The sequence below is a fragment of the Devosia insulae DS-56 genome (assembly GCF_000970465.2).
GTDB classification, from domain to species: domain Bacteria; phylum Pseudomonadota; class Alphaproteobacteria; order Rhizobiales; family Devosiaceae; genus Devosia_A; species Devosia_A insulae.
Map to the genome: position 1 here is coordinate 1 of NZ_LAJE02000187.1, position 17,234 is coordinate 17,234.

20 protein-coding genes are annotated in these 17,234 nt (G+C 65.5%); 14 read left to right on the forward strand and 6 right to left on the reverse strand.

Annotated elements, in window-relative coordinates:
- The first annotated feature begins 371 nt into the window (after positions 1 to 371).
- The 7 genes from VW23_RS13125 to VW23_RS13155 all read left to right on the forward strand — a co-directional run bounded on the left by VW23_RS13125 (position 372) and on the right by VW23_RS13155 (position 6,837).
- Positions 372 to 800: a MarR family winged helix-turn-helix transcriptional regulator gene (locus VW23_RS13125; protein WP_176730387.1), complete on the forward strand. Its 429-nt coding sequence runs from the start codon at positions 372 to 374 to the stop codon at positions 798 to 800.
- 2 nt (positions 801 to 802) lie between these two features.
- Positions 803 to 1,954, forward strand: a complete 1,152-nt coding sequence (locus VW23_RS13130; RefSeq protein ID WP_069910017.1) for an HlyD family secretion protein — start codon at positions 803 to 805, stop codon at positions 1,952 to 1,954.
- A 1-nt stretch (position 1,955) separates the two neighbouring features.
- The gene (locus VW23_RS13135) at positions 1,956 to 3,509 is read left to right on the forward strand and encodes a DHA2 family efflux MFS transporter permease subunit (protein ID WP_069910018.1); all 1,554 of its coding nucleotides are present in this window, start codon (positions 1,956 to 1,958) and stop codon (positions 3,507 to 3,509) included.
- Positions 3,510 to 3,567: 58 nt separating this feature from the next.
- Entirely contained in the window at positions 3,568 to 3,915 is a 348-nt protein-coding gene (locus VW23_RS13140) for a winged helix-turn-helix transcriptional regulator (RefSeq protein ID WP_069910019.1), read from the forward strand.
- A 267-nt stretch (positions 3,916 to 4,182) separates the two neighbouring features.
- Positions 4,183 to 5,457, forward strand: a complete 1,275-nt coding sequence (locus tag VW23_RS13145; RefSeq protein ID WP_069910020.1) for an NAD(P)/FAD-dependent oxidoreductase — start codon at positions 4,183 to 4,185, stop codon at positions 5,455 to 5,457.
- 46 nt (positions 5,458 to 5,503) lie between these two features.
- Positions 5,504 to 6,364: a helix-turn-helix domain-containing protein gene (locus VW23_RS13150; protein WP_176730388.1), complete on the forward strand. Its 861-nt coding sequence runs from the start codon at positions 5,504 to 5,506 to the stop codon at positions 6,362 to 6,364.
- Positions 6,365 to 6,426: 62 nt separating this feature from the next.
- The gene (locus VW23_RS13155) at positions 6,427 to 6,837 is read left to right on the forward strand and encodes a VOC family protein (protein WP_069910022.1); all 411 of its coding nucleotides are present in this window, start codon (positions 6,427 to 6,429) and stop codon (positions 6,835 to 6,837) included.
- Positions 6,838 to 6,897: 60 nt separating this feature from the next.
- On the opposite strand, the gene VW23_RS13160 is transcribed toward VW23_RS13155, so the two are convergent.
- A complete protein-coding gene (locus tag VW23_RS13160; protein ID WP_055879654.1) occupies positions 6,898 to 7,107 on the reverse strand; it encodes a cold-shock protein in 210 nt (69 codons plus the stop codon).
- A gap of 194 nt (positions 7,108 to 7,301) precedes the next feature.
- Positions 7,302 to 8,690, reverse strand: coding sequence for a M24 family metallopeptidase (locus VW23_RS13165; RefSeq protein ID WP_069910023.1), 1,389 nt, complete (start codon positions 8,688 to 8,690; stop codon positions 7,302 to 7,304).
- Between the two features lie 184 nt (positions 8,691 to 8,874).
- Here VW23_RS13165 and VW23_RS13170 point away from each other — a divergent pair, with 184 nt between their 5' ends.
- From VW23_RS13170 to VW23_RS13195, 6 genes are read left to right on the forward strand one after another with little or no spacing between them, the layout of a single operon-like run.
- On the forward strand, positions 8,875 to 9,771 hold the full coding sequence (locus VW23_RS13170; protein ID WP_069910024.1) for a metal ABC transporter substrate-binding protein: 897 nt from the start codon (positions 8,875 to 8,877) through the stop codon (positions 9,769 to 9,771).
- Complete coding sequence (locus VW23_RS13175) at positions 9,768 to 10,685, forward strand: manganese/iron ABC transporter ATP-binding protein (protein WP_425285209.1); 918 nt, start codon at positions 9,768 to 9,770, stop codon at positions 10,683 to 10,685. The genes VW23_RS13170 and VW23_RS13175 overlap by 4 nt, the downstream gene beginning before the upstream one ends.
- Positions 10,682 to 11,539 carry a metal ABC transporter permease gene (locus tag VW23_RS13180; protein ID WP_069910025.1) on the forward strand — a complete coding sequence of 286 codons (858 nt, stop codon included), beginning with the start codon at positions 10,682 to 10,684 and terminating at the stop codon, positions 11,537 to 11,539. The genes VW23_RS13175 and VW23_RS13180 overlap by 4 nt, the downstream gene beginning before the upstream one ends.
- A complete protein-coding gene (locus tag VW23_RS13185) occupies positions 11,539 to 12,402 on the forward strand; it encodes a metal ABC transporter permease (protein WP_069910026.1) in 864 nt (287 codons plus the stop codon). The genes VW23_RS13180 and VW23_RS13185 overlap by 1 nt, the downstream gene beginning before the upstream one ends.
- A gap of 38 nt (positions 12,403 to 12,440) precedes the next feature.
- A complete protein-coding gene (locus VW23_RS13190) occupies positions 12,441 to 12,722 on the forward strand; it encodes a type II toxin-antitoxin system CcdA family antitoxin (RefSeq protein ID WP_244513565.1) in 282 nt (93 codons plus the stop codon).
- Complete coding sequence (locus VW23_RS13195) at positions 12,722 to 13,015, forward strand: CcdB family protein (protein ID WP_069910027.1); 294 nt, start codon at positions 12,722 to 12,724, stop codon at positions 13,013 to 13,015. Before VW23_RS13190 ends, VW23_RS13195 begins: the two co-directional genes overlap by 1 nt.
- Here the strand turns inward: VW23_RS13195 and VW23_RS13200 are convergent.
- The 4 genes from VW23_RS13200 to VW23_RS13215 form a co-directional block, all read right to left on the reverse strand.
- Positions 13,012 to 13,932, reverse strand: a complete 921-nt coding sequence (locus VW23_RS13200) for a DMT family transporter (RefSeq protein WP_069910028.1) — start codon at positions 13,930 to 13,932, stop codon at positions 13,012 to 13,014. The two genes, VW23_RS13195 and VW23_RS13200, sit on opposite strands and share 4 nt — an antisense overlap.
- 2 nt (positions 13,933 to 13,934) lie before the next feature.
- Entirely contained in the window at positions 13,935 to 14,846 is a 912-nt protein-coding gene (locus tag VW23_RS13205) for a DMT family transporter (protein WP_069910029.1), read from the reverse strand.
- Between the two features lie 103 nt (positions 14,847 to 14,949).
- Positions 14,950 to 15,465 carry a DUF6580 family putative transport protein gene (locus tag VW23_RS13210; RefSeq protein ID WP_069910030.1) on the reverse strand — a complete coding sequence of 172 codons (516 nt, stop codon included), beginning with the start codon at positions 15,463 to 15,465 and terminating at the stop codon, positions 14,950 to 14,952.
- A gap of 52 nt (positions 15,466 to 15,517) precedes the next feature.
- Complete coding sequence (locus tag VW23_RS13215) at positions 15,518 to 15,898, reverse strand: winged helix-turn-helix transcriptional regulator (protein WP_084646058.1); 381 nt, start codon at positions 15,896 to 15,898, stop codon at positions 15,518 to 15,520.
- Positions 15,899 to 16,003: 105 nt separating this feature from the next.
- On the opposite strand from VW23_RS13215, the gene VW23_RS13220 reads away from it, so the two are divergent.
- On the forward strand, positions 16,004 to 16,993 hold the full coding sequence (locus VW23_RS13220; protein ID WP_069910031.1) for a quinone oxidoreductase family protein: 990 nt from the start codon (positions 16,004 to 16,006) through the stop codon (positions 16,991 to 16,993).
- Positions 16,994 to 17,234: the final 241 nt, after the last annotated feature.

The window sequence follows — 17,234 nt, forward strand, 5'->3', positions numbered from 1 at the left end:
ATACTGGGCCAACCGGTGCGCGAGGAACTCCGGCCCCTGTTTGCCCCAGTAGCCGCCCCAGTCGCCCTTGTGGGACCCGAAGCCGTCGAGGCTGCTGAAGATGTCAAAGGTGTAAGTGGCGGTCATGGTGTTTCCTTGCCTTGCGACGATCCTGAGTGCCCCGTTCTGGGGCTCACCAACTGGTCGAACGGCGAAAGCGAAATTCGACAGCGCCAAGGAAGTTTTCGGCGGCAGGTGCTGGCATGCGGGGCGAAAATGCCAGCCATGCAGATTTAGCTTGGGTTCTAATAGTTCCGTTCGTTGACTTCGTATGTGCGCTTATTATATGTGCGCTTATGAAATCCAACCAGACGTACAAGCACCAGGCCCCAATGGGCTATCTGATCCATGAAGTGGCCCGGCTGATGAAGCGGCGCTTCGAGGAAGAGGCGCGGGTCCACGGCATCACGCTGCCGCAGTGGCGGGTGCTGGCGCAGGTGGCGATCAACGAGGGGATCACCCAGGTGGCGCTGGCGACGGCGACCGACACCGATCCGATGACGGTATCGGGGGTGCTCGACCGGCTGGAAAAGCGCGGCCTGCTCGACCGCTACCCCGACCCCACCGACAGCCGCGCCAAGCTCGCCCGGCTGACTGCCGAGGGCGAAGAGATTTTCACCACCGCCCGGAAGGTCGGGCTGGCAATGTATGAGGCCGCGCTCGAGGGGGTCACCCCCGAGGAACGGCAAACCGTGATCACCGCGCTCACGAGGATGCGCGCAAACCTATCCGGCCAGACGGCCGATCTCGAGGAAGTCTGATTATGAACGCCCGTGTCACGCCCCCTGCCCCCGGCGAAGCCAAACCAGTCACCGCATCAGCCGTTGAAGCGGCGAAGCCCGAGACTGCTGCTCCGGCGGCGCCTGAAGCTCCGGCCAAGAAGAAGCGCTCCGGCCGGCGGCTGGCGATCATGCTGGCCGTGCCGGTAGTGCTGGCGGCGGGCGGCGGCTATTTCTGGCTGACCGGCGGGCGCTATGTCGAAACCGACAATGCCTATGTGCAGCAGTCCAAGGTGTCGATCTCGTCCGACGTGGCCGGCCGCATCGTCTCGGTGGCGGTCAAGGACAACCAGGCGGTGAAGGCCGGCGATGCGCTGTTCGCCATCGACCCCGAGCCCTATCGCATTGCGCTCAGCCAGTCCGACGCAGCGCTTGCCACGGCGCGGGTGAATGTCGAGCAGCTGCGGGTCGGCTATTCGATTGCCAACGCCAAGCTCCAGGCCGCCAATGCCACCCTCGCCATCCGGCAGAAGGAATGGGATCGCGCTTCGAACCTGCAGAAACAGGGGATTTCGGCCGAGTCCGCACTCGATGACTCGCGGCTGGCGCTCCAGCAGGCAGAGAGCAACGTGGCGCTGGAGCAGCAGGACGTGGCCAATGCCACGGCAGCGCTCGGCGGCGACCCCAGCATCAAGACCGATGACCATCCGGCAGTGCGCGCAGCGCTCGCGGCGCGCGACAACGCCCAGCGCAACCTCGACAAGAGCACGGTGCTCGCTCCGGCCGCCGGCATCGTCAGCCAGGTGGCGAGCCTCAATGTCGGCCAGTTCATCAATACCGGCTCGACCATCGCGACGCTGGTGGAGACCGGCGACACCTGGGTCGAGGCCAACTTCAAGGAAACGCAGCTGACCACCCTCGCCGTCGGCATGCCGGCCGAGGTGAAGGTCGATGCCTATCCCGGCCTCGCGATCGAATGTCAGGTCGCCTCGATCGGCGCAGCGACCGGTGCGGAGTTCGCGCTGATCCCGGCGCAGAACGCAACCGGAAACTGGGTGAAGGTCACGCAGCGCGTGCCGGTCAACATCGCCTGCGACACGGGCACCGACCTGCTCCGCGCCGGCATGAGCGCCACCGTCAACGTCGACACCAAGCCCGCTGGGGCAGAGGCTGCCGAAAGCCAGAAGGCGCTCTAACATGGCCGCCGCCGCTGCCGCCGTTTCGGCCCCTACGGTCGTCGTCAAGAACAAGGGCCTGCTCACCGCCGCCATCATGGTGGCGGTGATCATGCAGGTGCTCGACACCACGATCGCCAACGTCGCCCTGCCCCATATGCGCGCCAGCCTCGGCGCGTCGCAGGACGAGATCAACTGGGTGCTGACCTCCTATATTGTCGCCGCGGCCATCGCGACGCCGCTGACTGGCTGGTTCTCCGACCGTTTCGGCCGGCGCAACCTGCTGCTCGCGGCCGTTGTCGGCTTCACCGCGGCGTCGCTGCTCTGCGGCATCGCCACCAACCTCGCGCAGATGGTGGCGTTCCGCGTCATCCAGGGCGTCTGCGGCGCCATGCTGGTGCCACTGGCGCAGGCGACGATGATGGACATCAACCCGCGCGAACAGCTCGGGCAGGCCATGGCGATTTTCGGCGCCGGCATCATGTTCGGGCCGATCATCGGGCCGACGCTGGGCGGCTGGCTGACCGAGACGTTCAACTGGCGCGCCGTGTTCCTCGTCAACCTGCCGGTCGGCATCGTCGCCTTCTTCATGCTGGCGGCGCTGATGCCGAACACCGTGATCAAGATCCGCAAGTTCGATTTCTTCGGCTTCGGCATGCTGGCGCTCGCCGTGGCTTCGCTGCAGATGCTGCTCGACCGCGGTCAGGGCGTCGGCTGGTTCGACTCGACCGAGATCTGGCTCTACCTGCTGCTGGCCATCTCCGGCCTCTGGGTGTTCATCGTCCATTGCCTCACCGCCGAGAACCCGTTCATGGACATGGGGATGTTCAAAGACCGGAACCTCGTCACCGGCCTGGTGCTGATCTTCATCACCGGCATCACGCTGTTCTCGGGCCTCGCGCTGTTGCCGCCGATGCTGCAGAACCTGATGGGCTTTCCGGTGATCGAGACAGGCCTCTTAATGGGCCCGCGCGGTATCGGCACGATGGTGTCGATGATCGTCGTCGGCCGGCTGGTGTCGAAGTACGATCCGCGCCTGCTGGTCGTCGGCGGCACGCTGCTGATGGGCTACTCGCTCTACATGATGACCGAGTTCGACATCGTCATGGGGTCGGGTCCGATCCTCATCTCGGGGTTCCTGCAGGGCATCGGCATGGGCTTTGTGTTCGTGCCGCTCAACTCGCTGGCCTTCGCCACCATCAATGCGAAGTACCGGGTCGACGCGACGGCGATGTTCAGCCTGATCCGCAATGTCGGCCAGGGCGTCGGCATTTCGGTGGTGACGACGATCCTGGCACAGATGCAGGTGGTGAACTATGGCGAGCTGGCGGAACGGATCACGCTGGACTCCGGTCCGCTGCGCGACTTCGCGGCGGCCTATGGCGGCTTTGCCAACGTGGTCGGCACCATCCACGGGATGATCACCCAGCAGGCGGCGATGCTGGCCTTCCTGGATGACTTCCACCTGATGATGATCCTGACCTTCGTGTCGCTGCCGATCGTCTTCCTGCTCCGCCGGCCGAAGGCGGCAAAGCCGATGACGGCGGAGGAGCGCGCCCACGCCATGGGCGAATAACGACCAAGCCCGGCCGCACGCGGCCGGGTGGACCACACCAACTACAGGGTATTACGACATGGCCAATCAGTTTGAGATTGTTCACGACCTCCTCGATCTCGCCGGCGCCCGCTGGACCGTCGACGTGCTGTCGGTGATGCGGGACGGCAAGCTGCGGTTCAACGAGATCTCGCGCGCCGTAGACGGCATCTCGCAGAAGCAGCTGACGCAGACGCTGCGTAACCTGCAGCGCCACGGTTTTGCGGCGCGCGCCGCCTTCGCCACCATCCCGCCGCGGGTGGAGTACGAGCTGACCGAACTCGGCCGCGACTTCGCCGCCAGTGTCCGCCCGCTCGGTTCGTTCGCGGTGCGCAACCAGCAGAGCATCGAAGCGGCGCGCCGCAATTTCGACGGCTCAGCCGCCTAAACGCATTCCCCGCCCTTGCGGCGGGGCACGGCGCGAAGAGCGCCATCGCGGAGGGAGCCTTACCCCCATGCATGATCGTGCAAGGCTCCCTCCGTTTTCTCCCCTGTGCCTCCTGGTTCTGTCGCGCTTCCGAACCGGAAAGGTCTGCAACCTTTCCTGAAAGCGCTTCGGGCGCATACGAGGCCTGCGCCCGGCGCGGCCGCCGTTCATTGAGCATTATGAATCAAACACCTACATGCAGTGCGGGCACTGCAAGTGGGGTTTGAAATGACCAACTCGGCTCAACGGCATCGGGTCGTCGTGATCGGCGGCGGGTTTGGTGGCCTGGCCGCCATCCAGAAGCTCAAGGGCGCCGATGTCGACATCACCGTCATCGACCGGCGCAACCATCACCTGTTCCAGCCGCTGCTCTATCAGGTCGCGACCACCGCCCTCAGCCCATCGGAAATCGCCTGGCCGATCCGCATGCTGGTGAAGCACCGGCCGGAAGTGACGACGCTGCTCGGCAACGTCACCGGCATCGACAAGACGGCGCAGCTGGTCGAGCTCGAAGATGGCGGGCGAGTTCCCTACGACAGCCTGATCATCGCCACCGGCGCCCGGCACGCCTATTTCGGCCATGACGACTGGGAGCCGTTCGCGCCCGGCCTCAAGACGCTCGAAGACGCCACCGCGATGCGGCGCCGGCTGCTGCTGGCCTTCGAGGCGGCGGAGCGCGAAACCGATCCAGACAAGCGCAAGGCGCTGCTGACCTTTGCCATCATCGGCGCCGGCCCGACCGGGGTGGAACTGGCCGGTGCGGTAATCGAGCTGGCGCGCACCTCGCTGAAGCACGAGTTCCGCTCGATCAAGCCGGAAGAGGCCCGCGTCGTTCTGATCGAAGCCGGGCCGCGGGTGCTGGCCAACTTCCGCGAGAATCTCTCGGCCTATGCCAAGTCGGCGCTGGAAAAGCTCGGCGTCGAGGTGATGCTGGGCCAGCCGGTGACCGAGGTGACGGCCGATACGGTGCGCTTCGACGGCCAGGAGCTGCGCGCCAATACCATTATCTGGGCGGCGGGCGTGCTGGCCTCGCCGGCGGCCAAGTGGCTGGGTGCCGAGGCGGATCGCGCCGGGCGGATCAAGGTCGAAGCCGACCTCACGGTGCCGGGCAGCCCGAACATCTTCGCCATCGGTGACACGGTCACCGTGCTGGCGCCCAACGGCAAGCCGGTGCCGGGGATCGGCGATGCGGCCAAGCAGGGCGGCAAGTATGCGGCCTCGGTGATCCGCGCCCGGCTCGCCGGACAGGCGGTCGGTCCGTTCCGCTACAAGCACCTGGGCGACATCGCCACGGTGGGCAAGAGCGCCGCGCTGATCGATTTCGGCTGGCTCCAGCTCACCGGCTGGATCGGCTGGTGGACCTGGGGCCTCGCCCACATCTACTTCCTGATCGGACTCAAGAACCGCATCTCGGTGGCGATCAGCTGGCTGTGGATCTATCTGAGCGGCCATCGCAGCGCCCGGCTGATCACCTGGGGCGAGGCCGGCAGCGGCAAGAAGTAAGGTTTCGCCGCTCGAGCTGAACGGCTAGACTCGCCGGATGGACGAGATGGCCGGTATCGTGAGGTTCGATCACGCGTCGGAACACGGCCGCTGGACGCTGTGGCGCAAGCGGCCACCCGCGTCGTTGCAACCGCATGTCATCGAGCTCGAGGGCTATGTCGAAACCGGCGGCGCACCGCTGGTGCGGCGGGAGCTGCCCTTCTCGGGTATTCCGCTGATCCTGGTGTTCGAGCATCACTTCAGCGTCTTCGGTGGTGATGGGACCGAGCGCGTGCGGCTGGGACAGGGGTTCGTCGCCGGCCTCACCGACCAGCCGACGCTAGTCGGCTCGCCCGGCCACGCCTTCTGCATGCAGGTCAACTTTACCCCGCTCGGCGCCCGCCGCATCCTCGGCCTCGACCTCCACGAGATCGCCGGATCGGTGGTGCCGGCGGATGCGGTGCTCGGCTCAGCGTTCCGTGGTCTCGAGGATCGGCTGGCGCATGCTCGGGACTGGCCGCAGCGCTTTGCGATCTTCGAGGGCTATCTGCTCGAGCGGCTCGCGCACAACGCGGCGCCGACGCCGCTGGTCGAGGCCGGCTATGCGCAACTGGTCGCGGCCGGCGGAAGCCTCGATATCGGCGCGCTGGCGGCGGGGCTCGAGGTCAGTCGCAAGCACTTGGGCACGCTGTTCCGGCGCGAGATCGGCATGACGCCGAAGACGGTGGCGCGGCTGCTGCGGTTCGAGACGGCACTCTCGGCGCTACGCTCAGGCCGCGTACAGTCGCTGGCCGACCTCGCCTATGCCTGCGGCTATGCCGACCAGTCGCACTTCAATGGCGAGTTCCGCTCGATGAGCGGTCAATCGCCCACGGCGCTACTGCGGGACATCTTGCCGGATGGCAGCCTTCTCGCGCCACCAAGGTAACAAATCTCCAAGACCGGACGGGGACCGGGTGCGAGTCTCCAAGCCAACAATGGAGATGAGCGATGGCTTCAACAGTTATCCCCTGCCTCACCTATGAGGACGCGCCGGCCATGATCGACTGGCTGTGCGAAAACTTCGGCTTCGTCCGGCACGAGATCAACAGCGACGGCAATGGCGGCATCTCGCATGCCGAGCTGCGGCTCGGCGACGGCATGATCATGCTGGGCTCGCCGCATCCGCATACCGAGTTCGGTCGCGCCATCTCGACACCCGACAAGCTGGGCGGCACGACGCAGAGCCCCTACGTGATCGTCGACGATGTGGATGGGGTCTATGAGAAGGCGAAAGCGAACGGCGCCGAAATCGTGCGCGAGATTCGCACCGAGAGTTACGGCGGCCGGGGCTTTGCCTGCCTCGACCCCGAGGGGCACCTGTGGAGCGTCGGCAGCTACAGCCCGTGGGCGCGTGCCTGAAAAGAGAAAGGCCGGGCACCCTCAGGGTACCCGGCCTTTCAGTTCAATTTCTACGCCAGATCAGGCGGCCGAAATCTCGGTGACGGCGATCTTGCCGGTGCGGCGGTCTTCGCCGGTCTCGAACGAGACCTTCTGGCCTTCGCTCAGGCCGGTCAGGCCAGCGCGCTGCAGAGCGGTGGCGTGCACGAACACGTCCTTCGCGCCGCTGTCAGGCTGAATGAAGCCGTAGCCCTTCTGATCGTTGTAGAATTTGACGGTGCCCTTTTCCATCGGGGGAGTCCCTCTTCGCAGTGATGTGGTGGACAGAACGACATGCGATCACCCTGCCCGGTCAGTCGAATTTTGGAAGTCCTATCGTGCGCCTGACCGAGAGCGGGGGCATACGGCCGGAAGTCAGCCAAATGTCGATGCCAAACGAGATAATCGGCGCGCGCAAGATTGGCAAGTGAGCGCGCGCGATCACATCACGCTTTGGAAACGATACGGTTGGGCGACAGCCAGTATGGTGGCATCGCGCCGGCGAGGTTGGAGAGCGGCAACACCTCGGGCTTCAGCCGGATGCCGAGCACATCGCCCATGAAGGCCCGCCGCGCCTCGATGCGGCCCCAGACCTCGGGGAAATCGACCTTCAGCTCGGCCCTGCCCCGCTCGTCGAGCAGTGCAATACCGTCTTCGATGTTGGCGCCATAGTAGGGCGGACCAGCGGCCGGGATGATGTCGCACTGCACGGCCTGACCCGACAGGAAGGGTTCCTTCGAGCCGGGATAGACCTGGGTATTCATCCACTCGTCGAGGTGAATCAGGTGGCCCGGATTGAGCACCAGCTTGAAGAACGGCGTATCGAGGTGACGGCGTGCCAGCGCATCGAGTTCACCACCGGTGACGCCGATGCCGATCGTTTCGTACCACTCGGCGACGCAGGTGAAATAGGGTCCGGCGAGGCGGTCGACATAGTCGCGGACATTGGATGGAAGCTCCGACTCATCCTCGACCAGCCAGCCCATGCGGCTCGACAGGCCACCCCAGTAGCCAACGGCCGAGGTCATCGGGTCGCCCTTTTTGAGCTTCTTACCCGACGGACTGTTGAGCCCGACCAGTTTGTCGCCGGACGAGAACATGGTGTGACATGAGTGCGGCAGCACGCCGAGGCGCATCTGCTGCACCGCGTCGAACTCGCTCATCCCCGGCCGTACATTGGCGATCAGCGCCTTGACGGCTTCCGAGCAGGCGACCGCTCCGAATTCGAACTGGGCGAGTTGGACGATCTCGTTGACGGCGCGGAGGCCGGTCACCGAGTGCATCAGCAAGGCATTGGCATTCACCACGCGGCCATCAGTGCCGACGATCTGGCGCAAAGTGTCGACGATGTAGGACGGCGTCTCGAGCCAGGATTCCGGCTTCGACGCCTCGTCGGGTCCGAAGTATTTCCAGCCGAGCACGCCGACGCGCTGGTTGGCTGCAATGCCGGCGTTGCGCAGCACTTCGGCCAGCGCCGGGGTCTTGGTGCGATCCTGCCCGAGCAGCCCGAACGGTGGATAGAGCCGCGCCTCGACCTCGATGGCGGCATTGGCGGCGCGGCCGAGATTCTCGGGGCCAGCCAGCAGGGTCGGGGTGGTGTCGGGGGTGATCAGCAGCAGCGCTTCCTCGAAGCGCGGATCGAAACCAGTGATGTAGCTGAGGTTCGCCGAATGCTCGCGATCGGCATAGACCACCAGCGCATCGAGCCCAGCGGCGCGACGGGCCCGGCCGAGGGCGGCGAAGCGGGCAAGATAGACGGAACGGTCGAGTTCCGGACGCGTTGCTGGAATGCCGAAATCAGGCAGCTTGGCGTCGATCAGGCGAAAGGCAGGCATAGACGGAATCCCCCAGACCGAGGCGATTTGTTCGCGGCTCGGTGTTTTTCGCAATCGTGGAAGAAACCGCCTCTGAAAGCAACCGGCGCGCCGCCGCCGCGACATCTCGCGCAGGGGACAGTTGACAAGCATCGCCTGTTAGATGCTATTAAGAACCATTCGCAACAAGGGATTGCCTCGACCGATGATTACGCGCCGCCGCCTCACCGTCCTGGCCCTCGCTCTATTGGCCGGGATGCTGGCCCTGCCCGCTCTGGCGCAGGAAAAGTTCAAGGTGGTGACGACCTTCACCATCATCGCCGACATCGCGCGCAACGTCGTTGGCGACGCGGCAGTGGTCGAGTCGATCACCAAGCCGGGCGCCGAGATCCACGGCTACCAGCCGGGGCCACGCGATATCGTCAGGGCGCAGGGCGCCAACCTGGTGCTGTGGAACGGCATGAACCTCGAACAGTGGTTCGTGAAATTCTTCGACAACGTGAAGAACGTGCCGCAGGTGGTGGTGAGCGATGGGGTCGAGCCGATGAGCATCGGTGAGGGTCCATACACCGGCAAGCCGAACCCGCATGCCTGGATGTCGCCGAACAACGCGCTGATCTATGTCGAGAACATCCGCAAGGCGCTGGTGCAGTACGATCCGGCCAATGCCGCAGCCTACGATGCCAACGCCGCAGCTTATTCCGAGCAGATCAAGGCGCTCGATGCGCCGCTGCGGGCTCGTCTCGAGCAGATCCCGGTCGAGCAGCGCTGGCTGGTGACCAGCGAGGGCGCCTTCAGCTATCTGACCCGCGACTACAACATGAAGGAGCTCTACCTCTGGCCGATCAATGCCGACCAGCAGGGCACGCCGCAGCAGGTGCGGAAGGTCATCGACGCGGTGCGCGCCAACAAGATCCCGGTGGTGTTCTCCGAGAGTACGGTGTCGGACAAGCCGGCCAAGCAAGTCGCCAAGGAAACCGGCGCCGCCTATGGTGGCATCCTCTATGTCGACTCGCTGAGCGAAGCCGACGGCCCGACGCCTACCTACCTCAAGCTGCTCGAAGTCACCGTCGACACCATCGCCAAGGGATTTGGGAAGTGACCCTCACCGCCAACGTGCCGCACGAGGCATGGAATCCGGCGCCGCAGCCGAGCCTCGAGGTCGAGGGCGTCACGGTCGCCTACCCCAATGGCAATGTGGCGCTGCGGGATGCCACCTTCGGGCTCGGGGCCGGCACCATTGCCGGCCTCGTCGGCGTCAATGGCAGCGGCAAATCTACTTTGTTCAAGGCGATCATGGGTTTCGTGCAGCCGATCGCCGGCGAGGTCCGGATCGCCGGCCTGCCGGTGCGCGAGGCGCTGAAGCGCAACATCGTCGCCTATGTGCCGCAGGCCGAGGAGGTCGACTGGAACTTCCCCGTCCTGGTCGAGGACGTGGTGATGATGGGGCGGCAGGGCCATATGGGCTTTTTCCGCATGCCTTCGGCCCGCGACCGCGAGCTGGTCGAGCAATCGCTGGCTCGGGTCGGCATGAGCGACTATCGCAAGCGCCAGATCGGCGAGCTCTCGGGAGGGCAGAAGAAGCGGGTGTTCCTCGCCCGGGCGCTGGCGCAGGAGGGCCGGATTATCCTGCTCGACGAGCCGTTCACCGGGGTGGACGTGCAGACGGAAGCGGCGATCATCGCGTTGATGCAGGAGCTGCGCAGCCAGGGCCAGCTGATGCTGGTTTCGACCCACAACCTTGGCAGCGTGCCGGATTTCTGCGACCAGGTGGTGCTGGTCAACCGCACCGTGCTGGCCTTCGGCCCTACCGCCGAAGTGTTCACCCAGACCAATCTCGAGAAGGCGTTCGGCGGCGTGCTGCGGCACTTCCATCTCGCCGGCGATGACCTCCACGACGACAAGGACCAGCGCCGCGTCACGGTGCTCACCGACGACGAGCGCCCGGTGGTGTTCTATGGCGAGAATGGCGGCAGCAAGCCGGCTTCACCCAGCAAGGCACGGGACGAGAAATGATCGAGGAACTGCTCGTCCCCTTCTCCTACGACTACATGGTCAAGGCGATGTGGGTGTCGGCTCTGGTCGGCGCGGTCTGCGCCTTCCTTTCCGCCTACCTGATGCTGAAGGGCTGGTCGCTGATCGGCGACGCGCTCGGGCATGCGGTGGTGCCGGGTGTCGCCGTGGCGTACCTCCTCGGCCTCCCCTACTCGGCCGGCGCGTTCGTCGCCGGTGGCCTCGCCGCCGCGTCGATGGTGCTGGTGCGGGCGCGGACCAAGCTGAGGGAGGACGCCGTCATCGGCATTATCTTCACCTCGTTCTTCGCCCTGGGCCTGCTCATCGTGTCGCTCAATCCGACCGCCGTCGACGTGCAGGCGATCGTCATGGGCAACATTCTCGGCATCTCGGACGGCGACGTCATCCAGGTGGTGATCATCTCGCTGGTGTCGCTGGCGATCCTCATCCTCAAGTGGAAGGACCTGATGCTGGTGTTCTTCGACGAGAACCATGCGCGCACCGTCGGGCTCAACCCGCGCGCCCTGCAGGTGCTGTTCTTCGCGCTGCTCGCCGCCTGTACGGTCGCCGCGCTGCAGACGGTCGGCGCCATCCTCGTCATCGCCATGGTGGTGACGCCGGGCGCCACGGCCTATCTCCTGACCGACCGGTTCCGGAACCTGCTCGTCATTGCGGTGATCCTCGGCTCGGCTACCGCGGCGGTCGGCGCCTATATCAGCTTCTTCCTCGATGGCGCCACCGGCGGCGTCATCGTCTCCCTGCAGACGGCATTGTTCCTCCTCGCCTTCTTCTTTGCCCCCAAGCATGGGCGGCTCGCGGCGCGGCGGCGAGCTTTGCGCGAAGCGGGAGTGAACTGATGGACGCGCTCTACGCCTTTTTCGTCGAGCCCTTGACCTACGACTTCATGCAGCGTGCGCTCATCGTCGCGATCCTTGTCGGCGCTGTCTCGGCAGTACTGTCGTGCTTCCTGGTGCTGAAGGGCTGGTCGCTGATGGGCGACGCGATCTCACACGCCGTGCTGCCCGGCATCGTCATCGCCTATGTGATCGGCCTGCCGATCGCCATCGGGGCGTTCGTCGCCGGGCTGTTTGCCGCAGTGAGCACCGGCTACCTGAAGGATAACAGCCGGATCAAGGAAGACACCGCCATGGGCATCGTCTTCACCGGCATGTTCGCCGTGGGCCTGGTGCTGTTCTCGCGCATCGAGACCGACCAGCACCTGAGCCACATCCTGTTCGGCGATATGCTCGGCGTCACCTGGCAGGACCTGATCGAGACCGCGATCATTGCGCTCGGCACGCTGCTGATCGTCCTCGCCAAGCGCCGCGACTTCCTGCTCTATGCCTTTGATCCGCAACACGCCCGCGCCATCGGGCTGCCGGTGAAGCTGCTGCATTACGGGCTCCTCGCGCTGCTCTCGATCACCATCGTCGCCTCGCTCAAGGCGGTCGGCATCATCCTCGTCGTCGCCATGCTGATCGCTCCCGGCGCCATCGGGTTCCTCCTCGCCAAGCGCTTCGAGGCAATGCTTGCCATCGCCATGACCGTGGCCATCGCCTCGGGCGTGCTGGGCACGCTGATCAGCTTCAGCATCAACGGCGCCACGGGCCCGTGCATCGTGCTGATCCAGGCCGGGGTGTTCCTCGTTGCGCTGCTGTTTGCGCCGGGCAATGGGTTGCTCAGGCGGCGAAACGTTACGGAGGGACAACCGACGCGCTAGAGCCCGCGACAGCGAGCGTGGCGAAGGAGAGAGGCCGCTTGCCTGAAACGTTGACAGTGCGCATATTCCCGACCGAGCAGGAGGCCGAAATGGCTGTTACTCGTCGCGCTGAGAACGTACCGGTTGACGCTGATCTCTTGGATGAGGCTCGCGCGTTGAACGTCGACCTCTCCCGTGCTGCGGAAATGGGCATAGCGCGTGCCGTTCGAGCGGAACAGGCGGCGCGAAAATTTGCTGAGGAGTACCCGGACGTGGTCCGCAGCAACAACGAGTACGTTGCGAAGCACGGACTTCCGCTAGAGAAGTACCGTCTGTTCTGATGGCGCAGTTCGACGTCTACCACGTCGATGGCACGTTGCTGCTGGACATCCAAACCGACCTACTCGGTCTGTTTCCCAGCCGGTTGGTGGCTCCGCTCCGCAAACAGGATATCGAGCTGTCACCCCACCACCGGCTCAATCCGCGGCTTACGGTACTTGGTGAGCCTCATGTCCTCGTGATCCAGCACCTGTCGGCGGTGCGGACGTCGATCTTGGGTAGGCCTGTCGACAACCTTGATCGCTACTACGACGAGATCAAATCGGCCTACGACATGATCTTCAACGGCTTCTAGTCCTGCACCGCCACGTCGGTGATCACGCTCTTCGACAGCTGGCGCTCGCGCAGCCAGATGTAGAGGCCGGAGCCAATGACGATAGGAGCGCCGACGAAGATCCAGACGTCGGGCGGTTGGTTGAAGATCAGCCAGCTTGCCGCCGTCATAAAGATGATGTGCAGGTAGCCGAAAGGCGCGAGGACCGAAGCGGCGGCGAAACGGTGTGCGGTCGTCACCAGCAGGTGCCCCACCAGGGCCGCGGCGCCGATGCCGACGAAGAGCGACCAGGTCACCGGGTCCTGAGGCCATACCCATTCGCCGAGTGAGAACGGGGCGATGCACACGGTGGCGACCGCGGCGGCCCAGAACTGCTGCGTCGTCGTCGAGTCGACGCCGGCGAGCTTGCGGGTCAACAGGTTGTAGAGCGCACTGAACAGCGCCGTGATCAGCGACAGCACCACCGCCGGGTGGAAGGCCTCAGTGCCAGGCTGGACGATGACCAGCACGCCAAGAAAGCCGACGCCGATAGCGGCCCAGCGCCGCCAACCCACCGTCTCGCCCAGCATCGGGATCGATAGTGCGCAGAGGATCAGCGGCATGGTGAACGAGATCGCCGAGGTTACGGTGAGCGGCAGGAAGGTGAGCGCCAGGAAGTTGGTAACGGTCGAGCCGAGCAGGCAAAGCCCGCGGGCCACTTCAACTTTGAGATTGCGCGTCGCAGTGAGCGTCTGGATGCCCCGTTGGGGGAGGAAGAACGCCAGCACCAGGATGAACTGGCCGGCATAGCGGACAAACACCACCTCCATGGTGGGCAGGCCCGCCTGCGTCATGAGCTTCGCGCAGCTGTCGATGATGGTGTAGCAGAGGTAGGCGCCGAGCATCATGCCGATGCCGAGCAGCCGACGATCCTCGATCGGCTTGACGGTTGCGGCCACGCTCAGTCCTCCACCGGCGCGACGGTGACGGTGCGGTTGAGCTGGCGCTCGCGGAACCAGATGTAGACGCCCGAACCGATGATGATCGGCGCGCCCACATAGAACCAGACGTCCGGCGGCTCGGAGAAGATCAGCCAGCTGGCCAGCGCCAGCAGCAGCAGTTCGGTGTAGCTGAACGGCGCCAGCGCCGAGGGCGGTGCATAGCGGTGGGCGATGGTGTTGAGCTGGTGGGCGATCATGCCGGCGACACCAATGGCGATGAAGGCGAACCAGCCGGCGCCGGTGGTGGGCCAGACCCACTCGTTGAAGGCGAATGGGGTGATGCAGGTGAGCGCGATCAGCCCCGAATAGACCTGCTGCGTCGCGGCGGAATCGACGCCGGCGAGCTTGCGGGTGATGATGCTGTAGAAGGCGGCGGAAAGCGCGCCGGCGAGGCAGATCAGCGAAGCGGGATGGAAGGCCTCGGTGCCGGGGCGCACGATGATCAGGATGCCGACGAAGCCGGCTCCTACCGCGGCCCAGCGGCGCCAGCCGATCTTTTCGCCGAGGAACGGGCCGGAGAGTGCCGTCACCATCAGCGGCATGGTGAACATCAGCGCGCCGGTGACGGTCAGCGGCAGGAAGCGCATGGCGAGGAAGTTGGCGCCCGTTACACCCAGCAGGCAGAGGCCGCGCAGCAGTTGCAGCGGCCAGTTACGGGTGACGAAGAGGTCGCGCTGCAGCGGCAGGAACAGCGCAATCGCCAGCACCACATGGATGGCGTAGCGCACGAAGACGATCTCGCCCAGCGGCAGGCCGATAAAGGCGAGATACTTCGCCGAGGTATCGAGTGTCGCAAAGAACAGCTGCGAGATCAGCAGGATGCCGATGCCGAAATTGCGGCGCTCCTCGATGGGGGCGATGGTGGAAGTCATTGACAGGTCCGGAGCGCCGCTAAGGGGATGCGGGCACGGCCCACCAAAGGGCGCGCCGCCCCGGCCTGTCAATGGCGGGGCGGCGGCAAACGGTTCAGTTGGACTAAAGTCTGGCGGCGGCGGGGTCGCGCTCGACGGTGCGGCGGGCAACGACGAACAGCGCGAAGAGGATCGCCGTCGAGCCGAGGTCGCCGATCAGGCTCAGGCCCCAGAACGGGAGGGCGGCGATGTAGCACGCGACCAGCCCATCCAAACCGAATCCATAATAGCCGCCGAGATAGACGCCGAAGTTCGAGACGAGGAAGAAGGCGAGGCTGGCGAGAAAGGCCGCGCCACCCAGCCGGAGCACCGAGAGCTGCCGCAGCAGTCCGCGCCCGATCAGCACCCCAGCCAGCATGCCGGCATAGGTGAACAGGGCCGAGCTGTGCCAGCCGAGCGCGAGGTCGGCGAGCGCCATCACCGCTACGGGAACGAGCGCCGCCAGCCACGGGCTGCGGATGGCATAGGCGCCGAGGAGGCTCACGCCCACTATTGCCGTGACGTTGGGCGGGTGCGGGATCAGCCGGCTCAACACGCCGATGACGATCAATCCCAGGGCCAGTCGTTCGCTGTTGGTCACGCTCAAATCTCCTGCGCCGATTGTCCGACCGTCCGGCGTCAGCGTCAACCGCTCAGGCGGCAGTGGCTGCCCGGTTCTCGGCGGCAAAGCCGTCGCAATAGACCATGCGGGCGTGGTCGCCGGTGGCTTTGGCGTGGCGGATACCCCAGTTCTGCAGGGTATCCATCAGCGGCGCCAGCGACAGGCCGAGCTCGGTGGCGCTGTATTCGACGTGCGGCGGGGCGGCCGCGAATACCGTCCGCACAATCAGCCCATGCTCCTCCATCTCGCGCAGCTCCTGCACCAGCACCTTCTGCGAGATGCCGGGGATGCCGCGCTGCAACTGGGACAGGCGCTGCGGGCCGGCCAGCACGTGGAACAGGATGTAGAGCTTCCAGCGCCCGCCGATGATCTGCAGGGTGCGTTCGAGGGGCCAGGTCGAGAGGCGGTTCATCGCGGGTTCTCCAAGCGCACCTGCCGGTGCGTATGACACCAGAAAGTCTGTAGCGGGCAGAGGACGATATCGGAACAAGGGACGCCCTGAACAAGGAGGTTTCCCATGCAGGTTGTTTCGATTTCGGCGTTCGGCGGGCCCGAGGAGCTGCGGTTCGGCGAGGTGCCGACGCCCATAGCCGGCCCCGGCCAGGTGCTGATCAAGGTGGAGGCGATCGGGCTTAATCTGGGCGACGCCATCATCCGCTCGGGTCGCTCGGGGCTGCAGCTGCCGATGCCGTTCATCCCTGGCGGCGAGGTTGCCGGAACGGTGGCAGCAGTCGGCGACGGCGTGAGCGGCCTGAGCGTCGGCGATCGGGTGCTGGGGGCAATCTTCGCCGAGCCGCGGCTCGATGGCGGCTATGCGGAGTTCGTGGCGCTTTCCTCGGACGTGGCGTTCAGGCTGCCCGCCGCGGTGTCGTTCGACGTCGCTGTAGCGCTGGCCGTGCAGGGGCTGACGGCGGAGCTGCTGCTGGAGCGCAACCCGGTGGCGGGCAAATCGGTGCTGGTGCATTCGGCTGCCGGCGGCGTTGGGCAATTGCTGGTGCGGCTGGCCCGGCATGGCGGTGCTGGCCGGATTACCGGCACGGTCGGCAGTGCGGCGAAGCGGGACGCGGCGATGTCGGCTGGCGCGGATCAGGTAGTGGTGTCGGCGACGCCGGACTGGGGCACCGGGGCGCCCGGCCCTTATGACGTGATCTTCGATGCGGCCGGCGGCGAGATCACCGCGGCGAGCCTGCCCCTGCTCGCGCCGGAGGGACGTTACGCAGTTTATGGTGGAGCGAGCGGGATCTACCCGAGCTTCAGCCCTGCGCAGATGGCTGGTGTCACCGCCGCGGCGCAGACCATTGCAGGGTTCTCGCTGTGGTCGCTGCTGGGTGATCCGGCGCGGCGCGGGCCAGCACTCAGGGCATCGTACGGGCGGCTGTTCGGCGCGGTGGCGGACGGCTCGTTGACGGTCGATATCGGCCACCGCTTTGCCTTGGCCGACGCTGCCGAGGCGCATCGGCTGATCGAAAGCCGGGGGTCGGTGGGGAAGATCGTGCTGGTGCCGTAGGACTGACGGCTGGCAGACGGCCCCCTCCCATCCTCCCCCATGAAGGGGGAGGTGCCCCGCCGGGGCCTTAGGTACGATCGAACGTCGGCCTCGGCTCTTCACCTCCCCCTTCATGGGCCTGTTGCGTAATCGCGATTTGTGATTCCGTCTGGTTGATTGAGGAGGCCGACGATGGCGATCAAGCGGACGGGTCAGCTGGGGTTCTCGGATGCTGTGATCGAGGGAGCTGCCAGTCCGCGTG

Bases quoted from the DNA above. Each gene is read 5' to 3' on its own strand.
- VW23_RS13125 (WP_176730387.1), top strand. From the start codon at position 372: ATGGGCTATCTGATCCATGAAGTGGCCCGGCTGATGAAGCGGCGCTTC.
- VW23_RS13130 (WP_069910017.1), top strand. From the start codon at position 803: ATGAACGCCCGTGTCACGCCCCCTGCCCCCGGCGAAGCCAAACCAGTC.
- VW23_RS13135 (WP_069910018.1), top strand. From the start codon at position 1,956: ATGGCCGCCGCCGCTGCCGCCGTTTCGGCCCCTACGGTCGTCGTCAAG.
- VW23_RS13140 (WP_069910019.1), top strand. From the start codon at position 3,568: ATGGCCAATCAGTTTGAGATTGTTCACGACCTCCTCGATCTCGCCGGC.
- VW23_RS13145 (WP_069910020.1), top strand. From the start codon at position 4,183: ATGACCAACTCGGCTCAACGGCATCGGGTCGTCGTGATCGGCGGCGGG.
- VW23_RS13150 (WP_176730388.1), top strand. From the start codon at position 5,504: ATGGCCGGTATCGTGAGGTTCGATCACGCGTCGGAACACGGCCGCTGG.
- VW23_RS13155 (WP_069910022.1), top strand. From the start codon at position 6,427: ATGGCTTCAACAGTTATCCCCTGCCTCACCTATGAGGACGCGCCGGCC.
- VW23_RS13160 (WP_055879654.1), bottom strand. From the start codon at position 7,107: ATGGAAAAGGGCACCGTCAAATTCTACAACGATCAGAAGGGCTACGGC.
- VW23_RS13165 (WP_069910023.1), bottom strand. From the start codon at position 8,690: ATGCCTGCCTTTCGCCTGATCGACGCCAAGCTGCCTGATTTCGGCATT.
- VW23_RS13170 (WP_069910024.1), top strand. From the start codon at position 8,875: ATGATTACGCGCCGCCGCCTCACCGTCCTGGCCCTCGCTCTATTGGCC.
- VW23_RS13180 (WP_069910025.1), top strand. From the start codon at position 10,682: ATGATCGAGGAACTGCTCGTCCCCTTCTCCTACGACTACATGGTCAAG.
- VW23_RS13185 (WP_069910026.1), top strand. From the start codon at position 11,539: ATGGACGCGCTCTACGCCTTTTTCGTCGAGCCCTTGACCTACGACTTC.
- VW23_RS13195 (WP_069910027.1), top strand. From the start codon at position 12,722: ATGGCGCAGTTCGACGTCTACCACGTCGATGGCACGTTGCTGCTGGAC.
- VW23_RS13205 (WP_069910029.1), bottom strand. From the start codon at position 14,846: ATGACTTCCACCATCGCCCCCATCGAGGAGCGCCGCAATTTCGGCATC.
- VW23_RS13215 (WP_084646058.1), bottom strand. From the start codon at position 15,898: ATGAACCGCCTCTCGACCTGGCCCCTCGAACGCACCCTGCAGATCATC.
- VW23_RS13220 (WP_069910031.1), top strand. From the start codon at position 16,004: ATGCAGGTTGTTTCGATTTCGGCGTTCGGCGGGCCCGAGGAGCTGCGG.